Below are 21,776 nucleotides of genomic sequence, written 5' to 3'. Positions count from 1 at the left end.
AGTGAGCCGAGTCCCCATTTCACGGGAGCGGCCGCGAAAGGTAAAGCGAAAGATCCAGGACTTTGCGAGTGTGTTTCCGCCATCGCCCCAGGACGGATTCTCACCCGTAGCGCCGTTGCCCCACGCATCACGATGGTTCAAGGTTGTGAGCGGGATTCGAACCGGGGGGCACCATGCCTCGCCCTTGCGAGCTTCGCATGGCGCGGCCATGCAATACCGTAGGAGTTAAGCACGTCCGGCGAAGCTCGAGCATCGCGAGAGCGAAGACAGACCCGTAGGGCTCCAACTTGCCGCTCTCCACCATCTGATTGAGGCTGAGGCTCGGGACGAATTCATGATCGTCACGGGTAGACCGACTGCAGTTCTTCCTCCTCACAAGTTTTGCTCTTGCCTTCGCGACATTCGATGGCGATCGTAGAATCATAGCTCCCGGGATCGCCCGGCCAGTTTAGCGGATTTCCGGCGCGCGTCGAACCCTCCCATTGATGCTCTAGTTAAAAGGGCTCCGTTACTTCTGCAACGATCGGCGGCTGTCCGCCTTCGCGCAAAATCACCCGAAGTATCAGGTTGAAGATATCGCGCTCCCAAGGGTCGGGATAATCGCTCGCGTCCGCTTTGAGGGCATGCATCAGCGAGGGGATATTGCCGTGATGCCAGCACACAACGGACAGCACATCGTCGAATTGACCGGAGTGTCTCAAATGATGCGCTAACGCCCCGTAATCCTGATCGGCGAATGTACTGTCGATCGACAAATCGAATTTGGCGGCGAGCGGTTCGAGCGTCTCGATCGGGCGCCGGCTGTGTTTCGAAACCGCGCTGGCAAAGAGAAATTTTGGTATACTGCCGAAAGCATTGGGAATGTAATCGACGAGCGCATTTGCCCGCTCGCGTCCCTTATCGGTCAGGTTCGGATCAAGGGGGTCGCCGGACTTCTCAGCGTGTCGCATGACGAGAATTGTCTTGGTGCCCATCGTAGAATGCCTTCGATCAAAAGGACGGCTAACGGCGTACGACGCCGAGTTTCGCGATAGCTTTATAGATCGCTTGCTGGCGGCAATGTGTGGCCCGGCCCACATTTGCAGAATAAGGCTTCACCGTCCCGTCAGTCAGCGAACAGACGACATTCGGGGAAGTACCCTAATCGCATCGAAGCACGTTATGAGCGGGTTTGTCGCCCGTCTTGGCTGAGCTTTCTGGTCATCCGTAGCCGCGCCGTTTGCCTGACCGCTCTTCGACAAATCGGGCGTCGTCGGCTATACTAGACGGGCTTGGATGAACCCAGGTGTCGCGATGCCGCCAGCTGAAGCCGACAGGCCGCCGAACAATGTCGTTCTCTTCAGCGGCCACATGATCGATGCGCCCGGTCGCACGGTGCCGCGGTTTCCTCGGGACAAGGAGGCGGTTGCCGCGGCGGCAATCGCCAGGACGCTTGCGGAAATTGGTGTCACTGCCGGCGATGTCGCCATTTGCGGCGGCGCGTGCGGCGGTGATCTCCTGTTTGCCGAAGCCGGTCTGGCGCACGGTATGGCGCTCGAGCTCTACATCCCCTTGAGCGAACCGACCTTCCTGGCGAACTCGGTCGACTTCGCCGGCGCCGACTGGCACGACCGCTATCTGTCGGCGAAAGCACGCGCGACGCTGCACGTGATGCCGAATGAACTCGGCCCGCTCTCCGCCGGCGACAATCCCTATGAGCGCAACAACCGATGGATGCTCGATCAGGCGGCGCGATTTGGCGGCGCGCGGATGGCGTTCGTCACGCTCTGGAATGGGGAGGGGGGCGACGGCCCCGGCGGAACGCAACATTTCATGGAAGCAGCGCGCCGCGAGAGCGCGCGAATTTATTGGCTGGATACGCGAAAATTATGGAATTGAAGGAATTGCGTCATGCCCGTCTGTTTCATGATCATGCCCTACGGCACGAAGCCCACCCAGGCCGAGCCTGGGCGCGGACCGGCCGAGATCGATTTCAACGCCTTGTGGGATCGCGGCTATGTTCCGACCATCAAGGCGCTCGGCTACGAGCCGATCCGCGCCGACCAGGACACTGGCGCGATGATCGCCAGCCAGATGCTGGAACGGATCTATTTTGCCGATCTCGTGCTGGCGGACATGACGATCCCGAACGGCAATGTCTATTACGAGGTCGGCATTCGTCACGCCTCGCAGCAGACCGGCTGCGTGCTGCTCGCCGCGGACTGGTCGAAGCCGTTGTTCGATGTCGCGCAGATGCGAACCATCCGCTATCCGCTTTCCGAGGGCAGCATCACCGAGCACACCGCCAAAGCCTTTCGAGCCGCAATCGGCGACAGCATCACGATGCTGCGCGACGGGTCGTCGCCGATGCACCAGTCGATTCCGGGCTATCCGGACAAGGTCGATCCGGCCAAGGCGACAATAATGCGGAATCAGCTGGCGGAACTTGCCGATTTCCAGACGAGGATACGCACGGTGCGTGCGGCCCTGCCCAATGAGCGGATGAACGCGGCTCAGGAGCTGATTGCCAGGGAAGGCAATCCGCCCACGACCTATCCGAAAGCCATTGCTCTTGTGATGCTGCTGCGGGACGTCGCCGATACTGCTGCGGATTGGACGATTGTGCTCGACTTCGTGCGCAGTCTGCCTGCGAAATTTGCCGACCAGCCCGAAATGAAGGAGAACCGCGCGTTCGCGGCGGCGCAGATTGGCAACGAACAGCAGGCCATCGGCGAGATCGAAACGCTGATCGAACTGGCGGGACCCACGCCGGAACGCCTCGGCCTGATGGGCGGCCGCTATAAGCGCCTCGCCAAAACCGCAGGCTCGGATGCGGAAAAGCGGCAAGCCCTCGCCAAGGCGATCGACTGTTACGAGCGAGGCATGGAGCTCGATCTCAACGCCTACTTCTGCTCCGGCAACCTCCCGCGCCTCTATCGCACGCGCGCGAGGGCGGGTGACGAAGAGCGCGCACAAACGACGCTGCGGCTGGTGATTGCCGCCTGCGAGCGCGCCAGACGGCTGAACGTCGCCGACGAATGGCTGCGCCCGACCCTGCTCGCCGCGGCCTTCGATCTCGGCGAGGCTGACAAGGCGGACGAACTGGCCGATCAGGTGATCGATGAGGGCCAGTCCAAGTGGAAAGTCGCCAGCGTGCTCGGCGACCTCGAGGCCAGCGTCGCGCAAACGAAGGATGCCGAGAAGCGGGCGCGGCTCTCCGCCGTCATCGCGCGGATCAAGGCGGCCTGACCTCACGAACGGCGCGCCTTGTCAGCCGGCTACTTGGGAGAGGATCGGCAGGCCCGCATCGGGCTTGCGGCTCACCGCGCCCGCGCTTTCGACCTTCTCCGCATAAAGCAATTCGTTGCACACGAGATCGATGAATGTGCCGTTGATCCGACTGAGATTCTCGAAACCGGCGATCACTGTTGTCGCCGCTTCCGACCAGCTGGTCTCCTTCTTGGGATCGCGAGCCTCGCCGATCGTGTTAAAGATCGCCGCTCTGGTGCCGGACCATCGGTTGATTTCCGCGCGCAAAAAGTCCTTGTCGGGCCCGTCCCGGAAGCTGCTGAGCAAGGGCGGTTCATCATGCTCGTCCTTCGGCGGACTGAGCCCGAACTCCATCGCCTCCGCCTCCACCATCACGATCTCGTTCTGGATCTTCTGCAACAGCTCCGTCTTCCTGCTCTCCGGCGCCTGCTGGAGCTTTTTCAGATCCTCCACCAGCGGCAGCACCCGCTGACGGAACCTGACCGAGAGAATCAGGGCACTGAGAAGAAGCGAGGTCTTGAAGGTCAGGTTGAACCGGCGGTCGCGTGCCGGGATGAAGGCGACGTAGCACTTTTTGGCCGAGCTTCTGAATTTCTCATATCGGGCGATTATCGGACGGTAGTACTTCTCGTCGCTTCCGAAACACAGGAAATCGGTCTGTCGCGGCACATCTCCCCGTGCCACGTCCGTCGCCGCTGCCTCGAGGTCATTGATCCACAAGGGGATCATTCCATTGCTGGAATATCTGGAGGACTTCACCTTGACATCCGCCCAGGTCGCTTCGGACCCCGCGATCGAGAAAATGTCCTGCAGTGCGCGGTACTCCCCCGCGATCACGGTTTCGGGACCAAGCCCTTTAACTTCCCCCGACGGCGGTGGGATTCGGAAGCTGATGCGTGGCTGAAACACTTCCTCTCCGACGACGTCGTCAATCCGGTTCTGCTCGAATGCGCAGGTGATCTTGCGCACGCCGCTTCGCATCAGCTTTCTGACATTGGGGTCATTGATGTTCCGCAGCGGGCTGATCCGCGATCTCGTCAGGATCAGGTCCAGAAAATTGAACAGCTCGGTGCTTTCATAGCCGATGGAATCGTCGCTCTCGACGTTCACATTGAGGGGCTTTCCGCTGCGATCGGCCGTGGATATCAGATAACCCTGATAGCGCGTAAGCTGGCTCGGGCGTTCGCCGTCGTACAGATAACAGAGCCGGTCACGTATCGCCTTGGCCTGGTCCGCCGCCTCGAGCTTGGCCCTGAACTGCCCGGCCTCGTAGTAACACCAGCTCATGTCTTTTTCGGGCTTCGCCGCACCACTGCAGACCATGACGAACCAATGGGACGCGCGAATGGCCTCGGATATCTTGGCCTCGTAATCGTCGCCGCCCTCGAGTCCCGCATGGTCGATGAAAATGTTGCAATCACTCAGCGAGGCGAGCGATTCCTCCAGTGCGGACGCGATGATCTTGTCCTTGTGATTATACGATATGAAAATTCCGGGCTTGCCTTGGACGGGAACCGGTTCCAATGCGGCCAGCGGTGCTGCCGGCATGATGTCATTTCCAAACAAACGCGTGAGGATGCCCATGGTCCAGCCCTCATGTCATTAGGTCATTCGAAACGCATGTGCGTCGATTCGAGCAAGAGCGCTCAACCGAAGCAACAATCCTGTGATTTGAACACGCCGGTTGAAATGCGCATGCTCCAAAATCGAACTGAGATGACGATACGAAGACAGCTACGCTGCGCCGATGCTTCCGCCTTCACCTGACCCGCCGCGCCGGCTTCGAACGGCCTGTGCGAGCGTTGGCGCGGGACGATGTCTTCTTGGCTCCGCGTTTCGCCTTCGCAGCCGCGATCCTCGGCGGCGCCTGCGGTGCCGCTCCGGCCGCATCCTGCAGGAAATAGCTCAGGATCGTCGGCGGCTGTTTCGTGAAGAAGCGATCCTGCCAGCTGTCAGTCGTCGTCAGGAAGCCGTGGTTCAGACTCGGCGGCTTCGGCGTCTTGCCCGCCAGCAACGCCTTTCGCTCCTCATCCTCCTGCTTGGCGCGCATCAGATAGTGCTGATAGATGTCGATGACGTGGACGGCATAGCACAGCGCCAGCGCCTGGTTGCCCCTGATGATGAGCAGGTTCTCGTCGTTATCGTAGGAGGCCTTGTAGCCGAGGTTGTGACTGCCGGTGATGACCGCGCAGCCGTCCTTGTCCATGGGGTCGATGACGATGATCTTGTCATGGATGATGGCGTGTCCGGCGCTCAGGAGCTCCGGATGCAGGTCGCCGACCGGCGTGCTGATCGCCGTGGCGCGGATCATGGCGATGCGGCTGTCCTCACCGTCCGGCCACCACACGCTGGGCGGGGGGATCTTCACCTTCGGCTTCGGCTGTCCTTTCACCGGCCGAACGAAATTCGGCATCGCCGAGGGGTCGCTGATCGCGCCCGCCACCAGCAGTTCCGGCCGCAGCTTGGCGAGCTTGGCGGCCTCCCCGATGATGTTCTGCTTGCCGGACTCGCCCGGCATAAAGGTCAGGAAAAGGATCGCCTGCTTGGCGTGATCCATCAGCGTGTAGACGTCATTGAGGTCGCCGGGCATCGGCGACTGGTCGGTCTTTTTCGTCGCCTGCGTGTTCGGCGAGAACCACACCTCGGTCTTCGAGACCTGGTCGGCGAGCGTGACGGGGCCGAACGGACGCATGTTCGCACGGCGCAGCTCCTGGCCCTGGATCGCGTGGTTTGGCGCGGCGCCGACGATTTTGCCCTTGGCCGTGGGCACGCTGAGCGGAACGCGCTTGGGTTGCGCATCGGCCTGCAGCCGATGCCAGAAATCCAGATAGAATTTCGCAAGACCGCCGTCTTCGATGATGATGCTGTTGTTCGACTGCGTGCAGAGCCCGGTCTCGGTCCAGTTGGTGCTTCCGGTCATGACCGCAGTCGGCACGCCGTTCTTGACATAGACCGCGAACTTGTCGTGGCCGATCGGCGTCGAATTGTTGAACATGCGGTCCTGAATCGACGCGCTCGCCGCCTTGTGCAGCGCGGCCCGCGCATCGTTGTTCTCGGTGTCCCACACCACGGGCTGCCGCTCGTCTTTCGCCGTTCCCCTCGCATTCGGATTGGTCGAGCCGGCTGTCGACAGGATGAGATGGACCTTGCCGCCCTTCACGGCCTCGACCAGCAGGCTGATCAACTCGGGATCATGCAGTTCGTACAGCGCGAGAAAGAGCTCGCCTCCTTCATTCATCTGCCGGTCGAGCAGCTGGCGCACGAACGACAGCACGTCGGCGGTCAGAAAGGCGCGGATGTCGCTCTTGGGATCAATGATCTCTTGCTTGAGAACCGCAAGCAGGCCCTTGGTCGTGTTGGGGGGCGCCGCGGGTTCCCCATGGGCCTTCGCGGCGCTGCGCAACTGCTGCAGAAGGTTCTGGGTCGACAGAATGCCGTTGGTGAAGGTCGCCCGGACCGCGCCGTAGTCATGCGTGACGTCGATTGGCGCGGTGACGAAGGGCGTCCCGATCGTGAACAGCGGCCGCGGGGTGCCGTCATAGCGCGGCTTGCCCTCTGCATCCTTGAACGGCGCCGTCGCCGATGGCGGAACGGGGGTTCGGCCGGGACCTGCGGTGCCGACCGGCACGATTTCGTAGTGCACTCGGAAGTTGATCGGACGGACGGTGGCCTGATCGCGCGAACGGCGCAGCGTCAGGTCGCGCCATTCAAAGCTCTGCACCGGCCAGACCGAGGCATCCTGCGCCAGCCATTGTGGATTCGATTGATCGGTGAAGGCGATCCAGGTCGGCAGGATGCGCCGCTGACCGGCGTCCTGGCCGGTCTCGTGCACGCGGGTGATCATGTAACCGAGGCAACCGTCGATCCGGTTGGCCTTCCAGGCAAGATAAGCCACCTCGCCGTTGCACCAGGCTCCGGCTGCATTGATGAAGCATGTCATGAGGAACTCCTGAGGCGATGCACGCGTCAAATCGTGGAGGGCTTGTCGGCGTACCGCGAGTGATTCGACCTCGTGGACCGCGGCCAGAGCCCGGCGCAAAGGAACCCTCGATTGCAGCGCTCAAGTTGCAACGCAGTCAAGTGAACCACTTCACAAAACGCGGGATGTTTGTCCGCGGCGTACCCAGGCCTGCTTGCACCGGGATGGTCGTCCGCAAGCGTTCGGCTGTCCAAGTCCGTTCAAGACAAGTCTGTTCAAGATAAGTCTGTTCAAGACACGTCCGCTCAAGATACGAGGCGCGGATGTCATGCGGATGAACGTGATCATTCCCGCGGTGCGATGGCACCCGAGTCCTGCGTCGATCGCTCGCCCTCGGAGACAGAGGGCGCAGGGAAGGCCGGGCGCTGGCCGCGCCCGTGGCCCGCCAGCAAAAAGAAAAGCTGGCGGCAGTCACCACAGGTTTGGCCGAGGCGACCCGGCCCTCCCTGCGCGATGGTTTTAACGCTTATAGCGCGCTCTCCCTGGAGACCGGGCTTTCTTGCCTCCATCGCCTGCATCGTTCGTCACGATGCGAGCTTGGCCTCAGCGTCGGGAGGCCAGGACCACACGCCTTCGCGTCCGTATCGGGATCGTTCGTCCGCGCGGAAAACGCGCTGCGACCCGATACGTCCATCGCATCCCGCGCCCAACGTTCGTGACGATCGCGAAGCGCCCCTTATCGAGTGCGGGACGGCGCGCATCATGCTCCTGATTCGGGGTCGGCGTCAAGAATTTTTCTGTATTTCAGAATACACATTCTGCGACACGATGGCACGACGGGCAATTTGCGCATGGCGCGCATGCGCGAATCGCCCGTCGTGCGTCCGATCGACGCGTCGTCAACGCCGAACGGGTCCGGCGAGAACATCAGAAGGGTTTTTGCTGCGGCTGGCGCGGCGCCTGCAGGCTGAGCCCGGTCATCACCGGCGGCGCCCTTACGGGAGAGCGACAGATCCCTTCAAAAATGGTTACATCAGAAACCTTCGCCAGTTCTCCGAAATCGCGCCGTAACGCGGCAGCGCCAATTTCGAAGGGAACACCCTTGCCCGCGGCCCAATGAAGAACCCGATCAGTCATTTGCAACAGCGAGAGGCGCCATGATCAGTTTCCATCCGCGCAGACACCAGTTTGCGAGCTGTGCGTGCTGCCAGAGCACCGGCCTATCGCGTCGTCAATTGGTCTGCGGTGCAGTCGCAATTGGGGCGGCAGCCGTGCTGCCTGCGGCGCCGGCTGCCGCGCGAGAGCGCGTGCTGATCGACACCCATCATCATTTCTACCCGCCGGAATACCAGAAGCTTTGGCTGGACTGGGAGGATCAGCGCAAGATCCCGCATTTCGCGGGGCAGGTCGCCTGGTCGAAAGCGAAGGCGATCGAGGACATGGATGAAGCCGGGATCCGGGTCGGCGTCCTTTCGATCGCGTCGACGCCCGGCGTGTGGTTCAATCTCGATGCAGAAAAAGCAAGCCGGCTCGCCCGCGATTGCAACGACTTCGCCGCGGCGATGATGCGAGATCATCCCGGGCGGTTCGGACTGTTCGCGACGCTGTCGATGCTCGATGTCGACAGGACGCTCAAGGAGATCGAATATGCCCTCGATACGCTGAAGGCCGACGGCATCGGCCTGCAGACGAACTATGGCGACAAGTGGCTGGGCCATGCCGCTTTTACGCCTGTATTCGACGAGCTCAATCGGCGCAACGCCGTGGTCTATGTGCATCCGCTGGTCGCAAGCTGTTGCGCGCAGCTCAGTGTCGGCGCCTTTCCCGCCGTGATCGAGGTCCCCCATGACACGACCCGGACGATCACCAGCCTGCTGCTGTCCGGAGGACTCGCGCGCTGGCGGAACATCAACTGGCTGTTTTCCCATGCCGGCGGCACGATGCCGATGATGGCGGGCCGGATCGAGTCGTTCTACGCGCGATCCGGCGGTACGTCCGCCGCACCCGCGTTCGCCCCTGAGGGAATCATGGGCGAGTTCCGACGTCTCAATTACGACACCGCCAATTCAACCAGCGCCGCAGCGATTGCCGCGCTGCGCGAACTGGTCCCGGTCTCCAGGATCACGTACGGCTCCGATTATCCCTACTTCGCACTCGATCAAATGACGAAGCTCGAACAGCTTGGCTTTGACGAGTCCGACCTTCGCGCGATCGGGAGCGGCAACGCATGCAGGTTGATCCCGCGCCTGACCCCATAGCGACGCAGCGCTCGGGTCGAGAAACCGCCGAGCTGGAATAATTTCCCGGCAAGTCCATCGTCGGGAATTGTCTTGTCACCTTTGGCCACGGTAAGCGCGGTTCGCGCCGAGGAACCGACGTCAGGACGCGCTGAAATGATGATCAATGGTTGGCAGGAATAGATTTCGAGACGAAGTCCCTCGGTTACGACTGTAACAAATCGTCGGTCCCACGCGAGACCACGGCACGCGCCGCCCGAACGACGATGTCAACACCTAACGAAGTTGCTCTCCCAAACGTGTGCTGCGATGCAAGATCGCGTGCCCTATAGCGGTATTCTGGGGCGCCGGAGAGACCGAATGAACGAAAGGACCGAAAGTCCAATGGGCGGTTCGGCGAGCCAATTCAACGGCGACGCGTTCGAACCGCCCGGCACGCTACCGAGCAGCAGCAGCCCTGATCGCAGATCCCCTTTGTGCCTCGTCGTCGAAGACGACAGCACGATGCGGCATCTGGTGACGAACTATCTGGAGGAACATGACATCCGCGCGATTTCCACCTCGCGGCGCGAAGACGTGGCTGGGCTGCTCGCCCGCAACCAGCCCGACCTCGTCGTGCTCGACCTGCGGCTCGGCCAGGACGATGGGCTGGATCTGCTTCGCGAGATTCGCGCAACTTCCGACATTCCCGTGATCATCACCACGGGTCATCGCCGCGACGAGATCGACCGCGTCGTCGGATTGGAGCTCGGAGCGGACGATTACATCACCAAGCCGTTTGGCCTGCGGGAATTGCTGGCTCGCATCCGCGCGGTGTTGAGGCGTCGGGAGGCGGGACAGGCTGCCGTGCAACGCGATCCCGACAAGGGCCGCTGTCGTTTCGGCACCTGGCAGCTCGACCGGCGCGGCCGTCGCCTCACCAATGTGGCTGGCGAAGCTGTGGCCCTGACCAAAGGCGAGTACGCGCTCCTAATCGCCTTTCTCGATGCGCCGCAGCGGCCACTGTCCCGCGAGCAGCTGCTGCAGGCGACCCGCGTTCACGAAGACGTCTTCGATCGCAGCATCGACGTGCAGGTGCTGCGCTTGCGCCGCAAGCTCGAAGGCGATCCCAGTGTGCCTTCCATCATTCGGACCGAGCGCGGGGTCGGCTATGTCTTCACGCTTGCCGTCGAGCGTCTGTGATGCCTGCCGCTCGCGCGAGGCGACGTTGCAACGTGAAGGCGCGGCGGCTGACCGGCGGGGCGTCGGCCGTCGCAGCAGGGCCGGCCGCTGCGCAGATTACAGCGGTAGCCATAACGGGGCGGGGCAAAATGCTCCGGAAACATGGCGCCGGCAGAGTCTCCCGCACCGATATGGCCTGGGAGACATCGATGCCGTTTGCAAAGCCATTGCCCTTCGTTCCTGCTTCGTCGCGGAGAAGCGCGCTGCGCCCGCTTGATCGGCGCCTCACCTCAGAACCGATGCCCGAATCGGGCAACAAGTCCAGGACATCCCTGCTGCCGTTTCCCCGGCAAAAGCCGCCACGACGGACAATCGCAACAGCCGTGTCCCGTCTCATGGCAGAGGCCGGTGCACTCATGGTGCATGTCGCTGGCGCATTGCCGAATGCACCGATCGCGATCGTGTCTTGGCTGGTTGCGGAGTTCTGCGCGGGCTGCGCCGCCTATGCGCTGGCGATGTATCCGACCTTTCCGCTGGAGGACCACGATATTGAACGCCGCGACGGAGATGGCGTGGTGCCGTTCCGCGCACCCGACAAACCCGGTCAGGCGCGATCTCAAACCGAACCGGCGCCACCATCCGAGCCGGCACGCGCAGGTCGTGCACGTTGGTCCGATTCGTGTGCAGCGCCATCGTCAAAGGCGGGCGCGACCTCGATCTGCCGCGGCGACGCCGGAGCTGCCGTCAGACGGGAAAGCCGGTGGGAATAGCGCGATCAGGCTCGGCGGTCCTGGGCCTACGATGGCTCGCACGGTGGATGTTCGCCGGCGCGGCGCTCGCATGCATCGCTGCCGTGCAATCCGCACCTGCGGCCGCGCAAGCCAAAATTGTCGCAGAGGACGAGCCGATCACGCCTGTTCCGGAGCCGCCAGCCGCCGATCCGCTGAAGCTCGCGCTCGGCGCGCGCCTGTTCGGCGATGTCAGGCTGTCAACGGCCGGAAATTTGGCCTGCGCGTCCTGCCACGACATCAGGAGCAACGGCGCCGGCGGCATCAGGACGCAACCAGGAAACGCCATGCCGGTGTACGACACACTGACCGTCTTCAATGCCGCGCTCAGTTTTCGGCTGGGCTGGCAAGGGAGTTTTCGCAACCTCGCGGAGCATGTCGAGGCCTCTCTCGAAAATCCAGCGAACATGAACACAAATGCGGAAGCCGCCGTTCGCAGGCTCCAGAAGGATCCTGACGTGACGAGCCGGTTCCGTGCCGCTTACGGACGCGACCTCGATCGCGACGCCTTTCTCGACGCGCTGGTGACCTTCGAGCGATCCCTGCTCACGCCGGGGGCGCGGTTTGACCGCTGGCTTGGCGGTGACACGTCGGCGCTCTCGCCCGGCGAACTCGAAGGCTACCGCACGTTCAAATCGCTCGGATGCAGCGCCTGCCACCAGGGCGTCAATGTCGGCGGCAATCTGTTCGAACGCCAGGGCATTTTCCGTCCCCTGGTTGTCGGACCGCCGAGAATCGTCCGCGTGCCTAGCCTGCGCAACGTCGCTGCGACCGCACCCTATTTTCATGATGGAAGCGCGGCCACCCTTGAAGATGCGGTCCGCCGGATGGCGGCAGCGCAGCTCGACCGCACGCTCAGCGATCAGCAGGTCGCGTCCCTGGTTCTCTTTCTGAAAACCCTGACAGGGAACTATCGCGGCGCGCCGGTCGTGGGGGCGGCGCCATGAGAGCCGCGGCGCCCGTTGCGTTCGTTGCCTGCCTGGTGCTCGCCTTGACCTGGTTCTCCTTTCGCGCCGTCAATCCGGAAGCAGAACTCTTCGATCACGCGCTCGCCGAGCTCGATCATTTCGCGATGATAGCAAACGCCCTGCATCGCGACGTCTTCGCGGCGCGCGTCGGCATGCTGCGGAATTACGATCCCCTGGTGCTCGAGATCAATGCGCTGCGGCCTGCGCTGCAACGCGTGCGCGAGACTGCCGCCATCGATGCCGAGGCCACCGCGGCGGTCGATCGGCTGGCGGCCTCGATCGATCGCGAGGAGGAACTGGTCGAGTTGTTCAAGAGCGAGAACGCGCTGCTGCAGAACTCGTTGTCGTTCTTCGGACGTTTTGGCGCCGGCGCGGTCCCGTCGGACCTCGACCCGGCCGTCAGTGCCGTCGCTGCAGCCATTCTGCGCCTGACACTCGACACATCGCCGGCGGCGGCGCGCGAGGTCCAGGACCGGCTCGATGAGCTTGATCAAGCGGCGCGGCGAAGCGGACAGGACGCGGCGGTCGAGGGACTGCTGGCCCATGGCCGGCTCGTGCACCGGCTGCTTCCCTCCGTCGACGGCACGCTGAAAGCCATGCGCGCGCTGCCGCAAAAGCAGGACCGCGATGCGCTCCGTGCGCTGGTTCTCAAGGATCAGCTTGCGTCGCGAATGTCGGCCCGCAGCTATCGCTCGCTGCTCTATGGGACCTCGCTGCTACTGCTGTCCTCCCTGATATTTTTCGGAGTACGCCTCAAAGCGCGCGCCAGGGCGCTGCACCGCCGCGCCGCGATCGAGCACATGATCGCCGGCATCTCGATGCGCTTCATCAACGTGCTGCCGCAGGCCGTCGATGCTGAAATCGATCGGGCGCTGGCCGAAATGGCGGGGTTTTGCGGTTCGGACCGCGCCTATTTCGTGATGTCCAGTCCAGTGCAGCGTCTTCACGTCTGGCACAAGGAAGGCATGCAGCCGCCGCCCGACTGGCCGACGCGAGCTCTCAATCTGGCAGCCCGGCTGGGCGGCGCTGACGGCGTCGTCCATGTTTCGTGTGTCCGGCGAATGCCGGTCGGTGAAGCCAGATCGATCCTGCTCGATCTCGGCCTTGGGGGATGGGCCTGCGCGACGAATGCCGACGTCGAGGACCTTCGCGTGGCGCTGGGCTTTGACGCGGTCGGGCGGCCCTGCCGCGCACGGCGCAACGAGCTTGGGTTATTGCGCATGGCGCTGGACACGATCGTTCAGGCGGTCGCGCGGCATACGATGGAAAACGAACGAACCCGGCTGGAGGCGCGCCTGCGGCAGGCGCGACGCATGGAACGCCTCGGCATGTTCACGAGCGGCATCGCGCACAACTTCAACAACATACTGGGCGGAATTCTCGGCCATGCCGAGGTGATGGAAGAGCGTGTGGGTACCGACGCCAAGCTCCTGCGCAACCTCGGCGCGGTACGCCGCGGCGCCGAGCGCGCGCGCGATCTCATCGAGCAGATTCTGGTCTTTGGACGCAGCCGTGCGCTGCGCTGCAAACCCCTGAGCGTCGGCGCATTGATCGCCGAGACCGCGTCGCTTCTCGAAGTCTCGCGGCCTGCCGCGGTCGAAGTCGTGATCTGCCAACCTCCGGCGGCCACGCTGGTCTCCGGCGAGCATGCCCAGTTGCAGCAGGTGCTGCTCAATCTGTGCACGAACGCGGCAAACGCGATGCCTGACGGCGGCCGCGTCGAGGTTGCGACCGCGTTCGACGATCTGTCCGAGATGCGCACGCTCAGCCATGGCGAGATCGGGCCCGGCCGGTATGTCTGCATCGCCGTCACCGATACCGGACAGGGCATGGACGAGACGACGCTGGGGCGGATTTTCGAGCCCTTCTTCACGACGCGCTCGTCAGGGAATGGCCTTGGACTGGCGACCGTTCGCGAAATCGTTCGCGACCATCACGGAGCCATGAACGTGCACAGCAGGCCTGGCGAGGGCAGCCGTTTCGAGGTTTGGCTGCCGCGGATCGCGACCGCGGAGCAGACCGAGCCGAGCTCGAGCACGCTCCCGACCGGGACGGGCGAGACGATCATGCTGGTGGCCCAGGATTGCGAGCGGCTGCTGCGCGACGAAGAGATGCTTGCGGCGCTCGGCTACGAGCCGGTCGGCTTCAGCAAATCCGATGCCGCGGTTGCGGAATGCCGGACCAAACCGGGCCGCTTCGACATGATCATTGTCGGCGATTTCGGATCGGCCGCGCGTGCGCTCGAGATGGCGGCCAGCCTGCATATGGCGGCGCCGCGACTGCCGATCGTGCTGGCGACCCGGGCCGCGATCGAAATCGGCGCCGATACGCTGGTCGGCGCCGGCATTTCCGACGTGGTGCGCTGGCCGATCGTCGCCGAAGAGATCGCGTTTGCGCTGACCTATGGCGCCGCCGTCAAGAAGGCCGATCTGCGGCTGCAGCGGCAGGCGAGACCGGCGCGCATTCCGGTGTGAGGCGCTGTCAATGCCGACAGAGAAGGATGACTTCGGCGCGCTGCATGGCGATGATCTCGCGATGGCATGCACCGGCGTGATCGACCGAGACGAGGTCCGGGGGGCGCGCATCTGCTGCGAGGCAGTCAGGCTCATCGCGTTTCGGTGAGCTATTTGGAGATTGAGCCACGTCGAAGGCATTCGTCACCAGGCCACAGAATCAGTTCATGGCTTGAGCGGCAGACCTCGCAACAAGAAACTGCTGCGCTGGGTCAGCGGCCTCGCTCAAGGGGTTAGGCCGCCTGATATGCAACCAAGCGCCGTCAGCCGCGTTGATCTTGGCGGAAAAGTGCGAATCGGAGGAATGTCATGCAAAACTTCAAAATTCCTGCCGCGCTTCTGGTGATCAGTGCGATGTCGCTCGGCGCACCTGCGGTCGCGGCCCCGGTCACGGCCTTGTCGGCGGCTGCCAAGCCGATGGCGCAGCGGAGTGAGCAGATCCCGGTGCGTTTCGGCGGCTGGCACGGCGGCTGGCATGGTGGAGCGGGTTTTGCTGCCGGCGCCTTGGCCGGCGCCCTGATCGGCGGCGCGATCGCGGCCCCGTATTACGGTGGCGGCTACTATCCGTCCTACGGCTACGGCTATAGCGACCCGGCCTATACCTACGACTCCGGCTGGGCTCCGGAAGCCTATCCCAGCTACGGGACCTATCACTGGAATCCCCACTACCGTTGGGGCGGATGACAGCCGGAGATCTGCGTGACATGTCTTCCAGTACGGCGATGCCGGCTGGTTGCCGCGCAGATCATATTTGGCGTGGATCACTGGAAGAGAAACACCTTCAGCGCGCTGAACAGCGCCTTCGGATCGTACTGCCCCTGATAGACCGGCGGCGGCGCGGGTCCGCGCCCGAGCAGGAGGTGGATGGCTTCCCAGGCCGTGCGGGCGGAGTATTCGATGGTGAACGCCACCTCCCGCGAGACCTCCACATACTGGCCGAGCAGTCCAAGATTGGTCGAACCTGTCGGGACCGGGCGCGGCCTGTCGATGCGCCGGCGCGGCAGCCAGATGTTGTTGACGTAAGGCAGATCGCAGGGGATGCAGATCGACGACGCCATGATCGCGTCGAGCTGCCTGTCGAAGCGCAGATGCCGCAGCACCTCCTGCAGAATTTCCGCACCCGTGCATTCCGCCATCCGTTTCCGCGCGAAGTCGCCGTTGCGTTCCGGATAGAGGCCATAGCCCCACAACACATTGGTGCCGGACGGCTGGCCGATGACTTCGGGCCGGTGCAGGATCGACAGCGACAGCACCCAGCTCGAGTCCTTCAAGGTCACGAGCCCGCCGCTTCCCGGCTCGCTGCTCGTCAGGGCCGAAAGCAGATCAATGAGTTCGGGTCCGCGCGTGGTGACCGTAAAACTCACCCAGCGCGAGTCGGGGATGCGGGCCGCGCCGAAGAACGTATCGGGACTGCCGAACTCCGTGCGCGCATGTGCGAGCCGCTTCCACAGCTCCCACGACCGCCCGCTGGTCTGCGGCCCTGGCGCCTCGGTCATCGACCCGACCGAAAGGTCGGCAGCTTGCGAGCCGGTGGTCACCAGCACGATGTCCTCGGCACCGACCGCAACCGAGCTTGCCGAACCCGCTCGTTGATAATCGAGCCGGTCGACGGTGATGTGTTCGCGCGATGCGACGAAGCCGATATCGCGAACCAGGGCGCCTGTCAGCATCTTCACGCCGCGCTGACGCAGCCAGTCAGCCAGAGGTTCGATGAACGCCTGGTACTGGTTGAGCTGGGTACGCAGGATGTGCGTCATGTCCGACAGGTCGGGGAACAGAGCGATGGTGCGGTTGATATATCGCCTGAACTCCGCCGCGCCGTGCTGCGGCAGAGACCCCATGATGGTCGACCACAATAGCCAGAACTCGGTCGAGAAGAATTTTGGCGAGAAGAATTCCTCGATGCGCCGGCCGTCCAGCATGGCTTCAGGCGTCAGGGAAAGTTTGATGAGGTCGAAGCCGTCGCGCAGGCCGAGGCCAAAATGCGGACCGTGAACGATGTGGCCGTCGCGATCGATGATGTGGGCCCGGTCACGGAACGGGTAGCGCGCATTGAAGGCGAAGAATTCGTCTCGGACGGAGATCGCCGGATCGGCGCGCGAGGGGATCGCCGCGAGCAGGTCGAATGTGCAGCGAAACTCCTTGTCGAACACGGCACCGCACGGCAGGACATAGCCGCTCTCCGCCGTTCCGCCCAGCGAGAACGCGCCGCCGAGTTGCTCATCCGCTTCGTAGATCGTGATGTCCTCGCCGGACACGCCCGCGTTCCGGATCAGGTAAAAGGCGGCCGCGAGGCCACCAAACCCGCCACCGACGATATGCGCCTTCATCGCCCTGCTCCGGTCGGCCGGTGAGGCGGGTTTGGATCCGCGGCGCGACCAAGTGGGATGAGCACCGGCGGTGTCCTCGGTTGAAAAGACGTTGACGGATGCCGCGGTTTCTACCGCAAATTGCGCCCGGGGTCACGGCCATTTTGGCAAGGACCATGACGACGTCCTGCGCATTGCGCTTGGGGAACAGCGGTTCAAGCTGTCGTCCGCGCCAGCGCGACGTCTTGGCGGCTCTCGTGATCGGAACTGCACCGGCGCCCGGGGGTTTTCACCTCGTCGAGGTGAGGACGTTCATGACCTTATTGAATCTCGTCAGCCGGCGGACCACCGAGCTGACCGGTCGCGCGGCGGTTTCGTCCGTTGCTGCCATGATCGGGGCCGCCTTTGCCGGCAGCACGCTCGTCACTCCGCTCTACGTCATCTACAAGGAGCAGTTCGGCTTCTCGCAGATCACGCTGACGCTGGTGTACGGCGCCTACGTGCTCGGAAACCTGGTCGCGCTGCTGTTCCTTGGCCACCTGTCCGATCGACTCGGACGACGCCGCACGACCATTCCGGCCATGGCGATTGCCATTCTGAGTGCGCTCGTCTTCCTGTTCGCCGACGGTGTCGCATGGCTTTACGCCGGCAGGATCCTGAGCGGCATCAGCATCGGCATCGCGACCGGCACGGGGACCGCCTGGCTCGCCGAACTCATCGGCCGCAAGGACAAGACGCTGGCGACGGCGATTGCGACCAGCGTCAACTTCCTTGGCCTCGCGACCAGTGCGCTGATTGCAGGAGTTTTGGCGCAATATGCGCCCTGGCCGCTGCGGCTTCCCTTCATCATCTACATGGTCGCGCTGGTCGTGGTGACGGCCCTGATCTGGCGGACGCAGGAGACGATCGCACATCCGCGCGGCCTGCAGAGGATTCCGTTCCGGCCGAACGTGTCCGTTCCACCGGAGATACGTGCCGAATTCATCGCGCCGGCCGTGACCGGGTTTGGCGCGATGGCGCTGGTCGGCTTCTTTGCCGCCATCGGGCCGACCGTGCTTGCCCAGGACCTGCATGTCGCCAACCACGCGGTTGCGGGCGCGTTGTTCTTCGAACTCGCCATGACAGTGGCCGCGACCATCCTTCTCACGCAGCGCCTGCCGAGCAGGATGGCCATGCTCGTCGGGCTTGGCCTGATGATCCCGAGTGTCGTTCTGGTCGTGTCGGCCCAGGTCCTGGCCTCGATGTGGCTGCTGATCGCGGCGACCGCGTGCTGCGCCGTTGCGGCCGCGCTCGGCTATCGCGGCAGCTTGCAGGTCGTCAACCAGATTGCGCCCGAACAGAAGCGCGCCGCGGTCGTGTCCAGCTATTTCATATGCGGCTTTTCCGGCAACGCGCTGCCGGTGATCGGGGTCGGCGTCATTTCGACGCTGGCGGGCGCCGTCGTCGCCGATGCAGCGTTCGCGGCGCTCATCATTGCGTTCGCGCTGACCGCGCTTGCCATGCGCCTGATCTACAGGAAATGACTTAGGCTCGCGCCTCCGTGCCGCCGTTCAACGGCTTGCCGTGCTTGCCTGGTCGCTGGCGGTCACGCGCCAGACCGTGTTGCCGACATCGTCGGCAATCAGCAGCGCACCGGATTTGTCGATGGCCAATCCGACCGGACGGCCGCGGGCCTGATCGTCGTTGTTCAGAAAACCGGTCACGATATCCTGGGCGATGCCGGACGGCTTTCCGTTGCTGAACGGCACGAACACCACCTTGTAGCCGTTGAGGACCTGACGGTTCCAGCTACCGTGCTCGCCGACGAAGGCGCCGCCGCGATAGGTTTCGGGCAGGCCGGTGCCGTCATAGAACGCAAGTCCGAGCGGCGCGACGTGCGAACTCAACGCATAGTCCGGCACGATCGCCTTGGCGACGAGGTCGGGGCGCTCCGGCTTAACCCTGGGATCGACGTGCTGACCAAAATAGCTGTACGGCCAGCCGTAGAAGCCGCCTTCCTTCACCGAGGTCAGATAATCGGGGACGAGGTCAGGCCCGAGTTCGTCCCGCTCGTTGACGACGGCCCAGAGCGCACCGCTCTGCGGCTCGAAGCTCAGACCATTGGGATTGCGCAGTCCACTGGCAAAGACACGAAAGCGCCCGGTGGCGCGATCGACCTCAAGGATATCGGCGCGGTTCTTCTCGGCCTCGATGCCATTCTCCGTGATGTTGCTGTTGGAGCCCACGCCGACATACAGCAATGAGCCATCCCGGCTCGCAACCAGGCTCTTGGTCCAATGATGGTCGATCGGTCCGCCGGGCAGCGGCGTGAGCGTCGTGCCGGGCGAGGTGATCTTGGTGTCGCCGGGCGTGTAGGGATATCGCACGATGGCATCGGTATTGGCGACGTAGAGGTCGTTGCCGACCAGCGCCACGCCGAACGGCGAGTTCAGATGGTCGAGAAACACGCTGCGTACCTCGGGTACGCCATCGCCGTTGCTGTCACGCAGCAGCGTGATGCGATTGCTCGGGCCGTCGCTGCCGCCGGAGGTCACCCATGATTCGACCCATGCCATGACGATGTCCTTCGGCCGCTTCGGCGACGGTGCCGGCGGCGCTTTCGACTCCACGACAAGGACGTCACCGTTGGGAAGCACGTAAAGCGAGCGCGGATGCTCTAGTCCGGTGGCCAGGGGCTGGATCTTCAAATCGTTCGGAACGCTCGGCTTCTCGTCCTGCTTCCATCCTACGACGCGCGCAAGATGCATCGGCGGCCACAGGAATTGCTGCACGGCCGGCAGCGTCGGATTGGCGCCTATTTCAGTTTTCGGATCGCCGCTCCCATCGTTGCATCCGGCAAGGGCAAGCGCCGCGCCGCAGGTCAGGACGATGTAGACTGTTCTGGCAGGAATTTGTCGCGCCGGCTTCATCGAACCACTCCCACGCCATGGCGATAGACCATCGCCCAGCCCAGCCAGCCAGTGATCGGCAGGATCAACACCGTGACGATCGACAGGATCAGACCGGTCGGCATGACCGAGGTCCAGGCGTCCCTGCTGTGAACGAGCACGTTGAAAAACGCGAGCACGAGGACGACGAGATTGCCGATCATGTGCGGCCAGGCCGGCGACTGGCTGCGGATCAGGCGATTGCCGATGAAATCCGTCAGGCCTGCGATCGCGGCGAGCACACCGAACACGAGCCCCACCAGGAGCAGCCAGGCGGAGATATCGGTCCACATCATCTCCGCAGTGGCCGCATAGGCGATATCGGTTACGAGCGCGCCGATGAAGCACACGATCGGGATTGGCACCAGCATCGGATGGATCGGGTGGCCGGCAATCTGCGCGGTCGAGCGCAAGGCTTCGAAGGGCCCTGTCGGGGGCGGAATCGGTTCGTCCGTCAAGGCCGGCCTCATCGGATTCATCGCGGTCTTCATGGCCCAACGGTCAGCCGTCAGGCGGGTTCCTAGAGCGGTCTCAGAGCCTCCGGTCCGATTCAATCGGACCGGAAAACCCGCTGGACCTATCGGCTCATGCCTTGCGTGCGACGGTCCTGGTCGCGGTTCTTGTCGAGGGCCTCCGCCATGTCGAGATGATGGCGAAGCGTCGGAAGTGTCTTGCCGGCCCAGTCCTTCAGGCTGGCATTCTCTCCCGACTTCGAATAGCGCTCGAACAGCGAGACCGCGTCCTTGTGCGCACTGACCTGCATCGGGTCATAGGTGTCGGCGAAATCGGCCGGCTTGGCGTCGCGCAGCTTGTCCAGTTTCTTCTGTGACGACTCATCGAGGTTTGCCGGAATGTCCGCCTTGACATCGCCCTTGCTCACCAACTCCTTGAGCTCGGACGTGGTCTTGCTGTGATCGGTGATCATCTGCCCGGCGAACTTCTTTTCCTCGGCGTCGCCCTTGTCCTGCGCGATCTTCGCCGCGGCGATTTCAAGCATGTCGCTGGTCGCCGCTTCCTTGACGAAATCCTGCGTGGTCGGGCTGATGCCGAGCGCGGAGTTGACGCCGGTTTTCTCGCCCATCGACTGCGCCAGGACCGCTGGTGCAATCGCGAGCGCCGTGATGGCAATGGTGGTGGTCAGTCTGTTCATGTCAGCCTCCGGGAGGTGTTGTTCCAGTTCAAGACCGGCGCACGAACTTAGTTCCTAGTCGGCGCCTCGCGGCGCCTTGAAGCGCGATCGGAACCGCCGCGGCGCTTGGTTCCGATCTTCTCCGGTGATCGGCGCGTCTTCACTGATGCGTGTCAGAGCGCGGAAACCGGAACAAGCGCCACGCGCTCTGGTTGGGCCCAGAACCCGCATGGCCGTACGCCGTGCGCGAGAGCCGTCATAGAGCCGTCATGGAGGCCGTTCATGACCGACGCCGCCGATCCCCCGACGCCACCCGGATTCAATCGCCGAGCTTTTTTGGCCGCGACGGCCGGAACCGCAGTTATGACGCCGCTCACGGCGCGTGGCGCCGGAGAGTCGCCAAACTCAGGCGCTCTGCAAGATCCTGCGGTGCCGGTCAGCATGGTCTTGCGCGTCAATGGCGAGGACAAGCCGTTGATGATCGATGTCAGGACGACCGTGCTCGATGCGCTGCGCGAACATCTCGGCCTGACCGGAAGCAAGAAGGGCTGCGATCACGGCCAGTGCGGTGCCTGC

18 protein-coding genes are annotated in these 21,776 nt (G+C 63.4%); 10 read left to right on the top strand and 8 right to left on the bottom strand.

What is annotated here, in order from left to right:
• Positions 1–494: 494 nt before the first annotated feature.
• On the bottom strand, positions 495–974 hold the full coding sequence (locus tag JOZ76_RS14450) for a histidine phosphatase family protein (protein WP_291699301.1): 480 nt from the start codon (positions 972–974) through the stop codon (positions 495–497).
• 301 nt (positions 975–1,275) lie between these two features.
• Between JOZ76_RS14450 and JOZ76_RS14445 the strand changes: the two genes are divergently transcribed.
• Together JOZ76_RS14445 and JOZ76_RS14440 are read left to right on the top strand one after the other, a co-directional pair.
• Positions 1,276–1,878 carry a hypothetical protein gene (locus JOZ76_RS14445; RefSeq protein WP_291699300.1) on the top strand — a complete coding sequence of 201 codons (603 nt, stop codon included), beginning with the start codon at positions 1,276–1,278 and terminating at the stop codon, positions 1,876–1,878.
• 12 nt (positions 1,879–1,890) lie between these two features.
• Complete coding sequence (locus JOZ76_RS14440; protein WP_291699299.1) at positions 1,891–3,228, top strand: TRAFs-binding domain-containing protein; 1,338 nt, start codon at positions 1,891–1,893, stop codon at positions 3,226–3,228.
• Between the two features lie 21 nt (positions 3,229–3,249).
• Here JOZ76_RS14440 and JOZ76_RS14435 read toward each other — a convergent pair whose 3' ends face one another.
• From JOZ76_RS14435 to JOZ76_RS14425, 3 genes are all read right to left on the bottom strand, one after another.
• On the bottom strand, positions 3,250–4,797 hold the full coding sequence (locus tag JOZ76_RS14435; RefSeq protein WP_291699298.1) for a toll/interleukin-1 receptor domain-containing protein: 1,548 nt from the start codon (positions 4,795–4,797) through the stop codon (positions 3,250–3,252).
• 211 nt (positions 4,798–5,008) lie between these two features.
• Positions 5,009–7,189, bottom strand: coding sequence for a phospholipase D-like domain-containing protein (locus tag JOZ76_RS14430; RefSeq protein WP_291699297.1), 2,181 nt, complete (start codon positions 7,187–7,189; stop codon positions 5,009–5,011).
• A gap of 906 nt (positions 7,190–8,095) precedes the next feature.
• Positions 8,096–8,305, bottom strand: coding sequence for a hypothetical protein (locus JOZ76_RS14425; protein WP_291699296.1), 210 nt, complete (start codon positions 8,303–8,305; stop codon positions 8,096–8,098).
• Between the two features lie 134 nt (positions 8,306–8,439).
• Between JOZ76_RS14425 and JOZ76_RS14420 the strand changes: the two genes are divergently transcribed.
• The 6 genes from JOZ76_RS14420 (at position 8,440) to JOZ76_RS14395 (ending at position 15,519) form a co-directional block, all read left to right on the top strand.
• The gene (locus JOZ76_RS14420) at positions 8,440–9,426 is read left to right on the top strand and encodes an amidohydrolase family protein (RefSeq protein WP_291699295.1); all 987 of its coding nucleotides are present in this window, start codon (positions 8,440–8,442) and stop codon (positions 9,424–9,426) included.
• A gap of 339 nt (positions 9,427–9,765) precedes the next feature.
• Positions 9,766–10,587 (top strand): response regulator, encoded by an 822-nt coding sequence (locus JOZ76_RS14415; RefSeq protein ID WP_291699294.1) that lies wholly within the window; start codon positions 9,766–9,768, stop codon positions 10,585–10,587.
• 362 nt (positions 10,588–10,949) lie between these two features.
• On the top strand, positions 10,950–11,336 hold the full coding sequence (locus tag JOZ76_RS14410) for a hypothetical protein (protein ID WP_291699293.1): 387 nt from the start codon (positions 10,950–10,952) through the stop codon (positions 11,334–11,336).
• Between the two features lie 83 nt (positions 11,337–11,419).
• Positions 11,420–12,301 carry a cytochrome-c peroxidase gene (locus JOZ76_RS14405; protein WP_291699292.1) on the top strand — a complete coding sequence of 294 codons (882 nt, stop codon included), beginning with the start codon at positions 11,420–11,422 and terminating at the stop codon, positions 12,299–12,301.
• Positions 12,298–14,796, top strand: coding sequence for a two-component system VirA-like sensor kinase (locus JOZ76_RS14400; RefSeq protein ID WP_291699291.1), 2,499 nt, complete (start codon positions 12,298–12,300; stop codon positions 14,794–14,796). The genes JOZ76_RS14405 and JOZ76_RS14400 overlap by 4 nt, the downstream gene beginning before the upstream one ends.
• Positions 14,797–15,144: 348 nt before the next feature.
• Positions 15,145–15,519 carry a hypothetical protein gene (locus JOZ76_RS14395; RefSeq protein ID WP_291699290.1) on the top strand — a complete coding sequence of 125 codons (375 nt, stop codon included), beginning with the start codon at positions 15,145–15,147 and terminating at the stop codon, positions 15,517–15,519.
• Positions 15,520–15,596: 77 nt separating this feature from the next.
• Here the strand turns inward: JOZ76_RS14395 and JOZ76_RS14390 are convergent, their stop codons facing one another.
• Positions 15,597–17,165 (bottom strand): oleate hydratase, encoded by a 1,569-nt coding sequence (locus tag JOZ76_RS14390; protein WP_291699289.1) that lies wholly within the window; start codon positions 17,163–17,165, stop codon positions 15,597–15,599.
• Positions 17,166–17,458: 293 nt separating this feature from the next.
• On the opposite strand from JOZ76_RS14390, the gene JOZ76_RS14385 reads away from it, so the two are divergent.
• On the top strand, positions 17,459–18,667 hold the full coding sequence (locus JOZ76_RS14385) for an MFS transporter (protein ID WP_291699288.1): 1,209 nt from the start codon (positions 17,459–17,461) through the stop codon (positions 18,665–18,667).
• 27 nt (positions 18,668–18,694) lie between these two features.
• On the opposite strand, the gene JOZ76_RS14380 is transcribed toward JOZ76_RS14385, so the two are convergent.
• From JOZ76_RS14380 to JOZ76_RS14370, 3 genes are all read right to left on the bottom strand, one after another.
• The gene (locus JOZ76_RS14380; RefSeq protein ID WP_291699287.1) at positions 18,695–20,053 is read right to left on the bottom strand and encodes a PQQ-dependent sugar dehydrogenase; all 1,359 of its coding nucleotides are present in this window, start codon (positions 20,051–20,053) and stop codon (positions 18,695–18,697) included.
• On the bottom strand, positions 20,050–20,442 hold the full coding sequence (locus JOZ76_RS14375; protein WP_441300032.1) for a DUF2231 domain-containing protein: 393 nt from the start codon (positions 20,440–20,442) through the stop codon (positions 20,050–20,052). Before JOZ76_RS14375 ends, JOZ76_RS14380 begins: the two co-directional genes overlap by 4 nt.
• Before the next feature lie 206 nt (positions 20,443–20,648).
• A complete protein-coding gene (locus JOZ76_RS14370) occupies positions 20,649–21,221 on the bottom strand; it encodes a DUF4142 domain-containing protein (protein ID WP_291699286.1) in 573 nt (190 codons plus the stop codon).
• A 261-nt stretch (positions 21,222–21,482) separates the two neighbouring features.
• On the opposite strand from JOZ76_RS14370, the gene JOZ76_RS14365 reads away from it, so the two are divergent.
• The coding region (locus JOZ76_RS14365) for a 2Fe-2S iron-sulfur cluster-binding protein (protein WP_291699285.1) at positions 21,483–21,776 on the top strand (294 nt) is incomplete at its 3' end.

The sequence above is a fragment of the Bradyrhizobium sp. genome (assembly GCF_019244115.1).
Taxonomy (GTDB): Bacteria; Pseudomonadota; Alphaproteobacteria; order Rhizobiales; family Xanthobacteraceae; genus Bradyrhizobium.
This window is presented reverse-complemented; position numbering and strand designations above follow the sequence as displayed.

Excerpts from the sequence above, each read along its gene's own strand:
- JOZ76_RS14450 (WP_291699301.1), bottom strand. The coding sequence starts at position 974 with ATGGGCACCAAGACAATTCTCGTCATGCGACACGCTGAGAAGTCCGGC.
- JOZ76_RS14375 (WP_441300032.1), bottom strand. The coding sequence starts at position 20,442 with ATGCTGGTGCCAATCCCGATCGTGTGCTTCATCGGCGCGCTCGTAACC.
- JOZ76_RS14430 (WP_291699297.1), bottom strand. The coding sequence starts at position 7,189 with ATGACATGCTTCATCAATGCAGCCGGAGCCTGGTGCAACGGCGAGGTG.
- JOZ76_RS14395 (WP_291699290.1), top strand. The coding sequence starts at position 15,145 with ATGCAAAACTTCAAAATTCCTGCCGCGCTTCTGGTGATCAGTGCGATG.
- JOZ76_RS14380 (WP_291699287.1), bottom strand. The coding sequence starts at position 20,053 with ATGAAGCCGGCGCGACAAATTCCTGCCAGAACAGTCTACATCGTCCTG.
- JOZ76_RS14425 (WP_291699296.1), bottom strand. The coding sequence starts at position 8,305 with ATGACTGATCGGGTTCTTCATTGGGCCGCGGGCAAGGGTGTTCCCTTC.
- JOZ76_RS14445 (WP_291699300.1), top strand. The coding sequence starts at position 1,276 with ATGAACCCAGGTGTCGCGATGCCGCCAGCTGAAGCCGACAGGCCGCCG.
- JOZ76_RS14440 (WP_291699299.1), top strand. The coding sequence starts at position 1,891 with ATGCCCGTCTGTTTCATGATCATGCCCTACGGCACGAAGCCCACCCAG.
- JOZ76_RS14385 (WP_291699288.1), top strand. The coding sequence starts at position 17,459 with ATGACCTTATTGAATCTCGTCAGCCGGCGGACCACCGAGCTGACCGGT.
- JOZ76_RS14400 (WP_291699291.1), top strand. The coding sequence starts at position 12,298 with ATGAGAGCCGCGGCGCCCGTTGCGTTCGTTGCCTGCCTGGTGCTCGCC.
- JOZ76_RS14435 (WP_291699298.1), bottom strand. The coding sequence starts at position 4,797 with ATGCCGGCAGCACCGCTGGCCGCATTGGAACCGGTTCCCGTCCAAGGC.
- JOZ76_RS14415 (WP_291699294.1), top strand. The coding sequence starts at position 9,766 with ATGAACGAAAGGACCGAAAGTCCAATGGGCGGTTCGGCGAGCCAATTC.
- JOZ76_RS14390 (WP_291699289.1), bottom strand. The coding sequence starts at position 17,165 with ATGAAGGCGCATATCGTCGGTGGCGGGTTTGGTGGCCTCGCGGCCGCC.
- JOZ76_RS14370 (WP_291699286.1), bottom strand. The coding sequence starts at position 21,221 with ATGAACAGACTGACCACCACCATTGCCATCACGGCGCTCGCGATTGCA.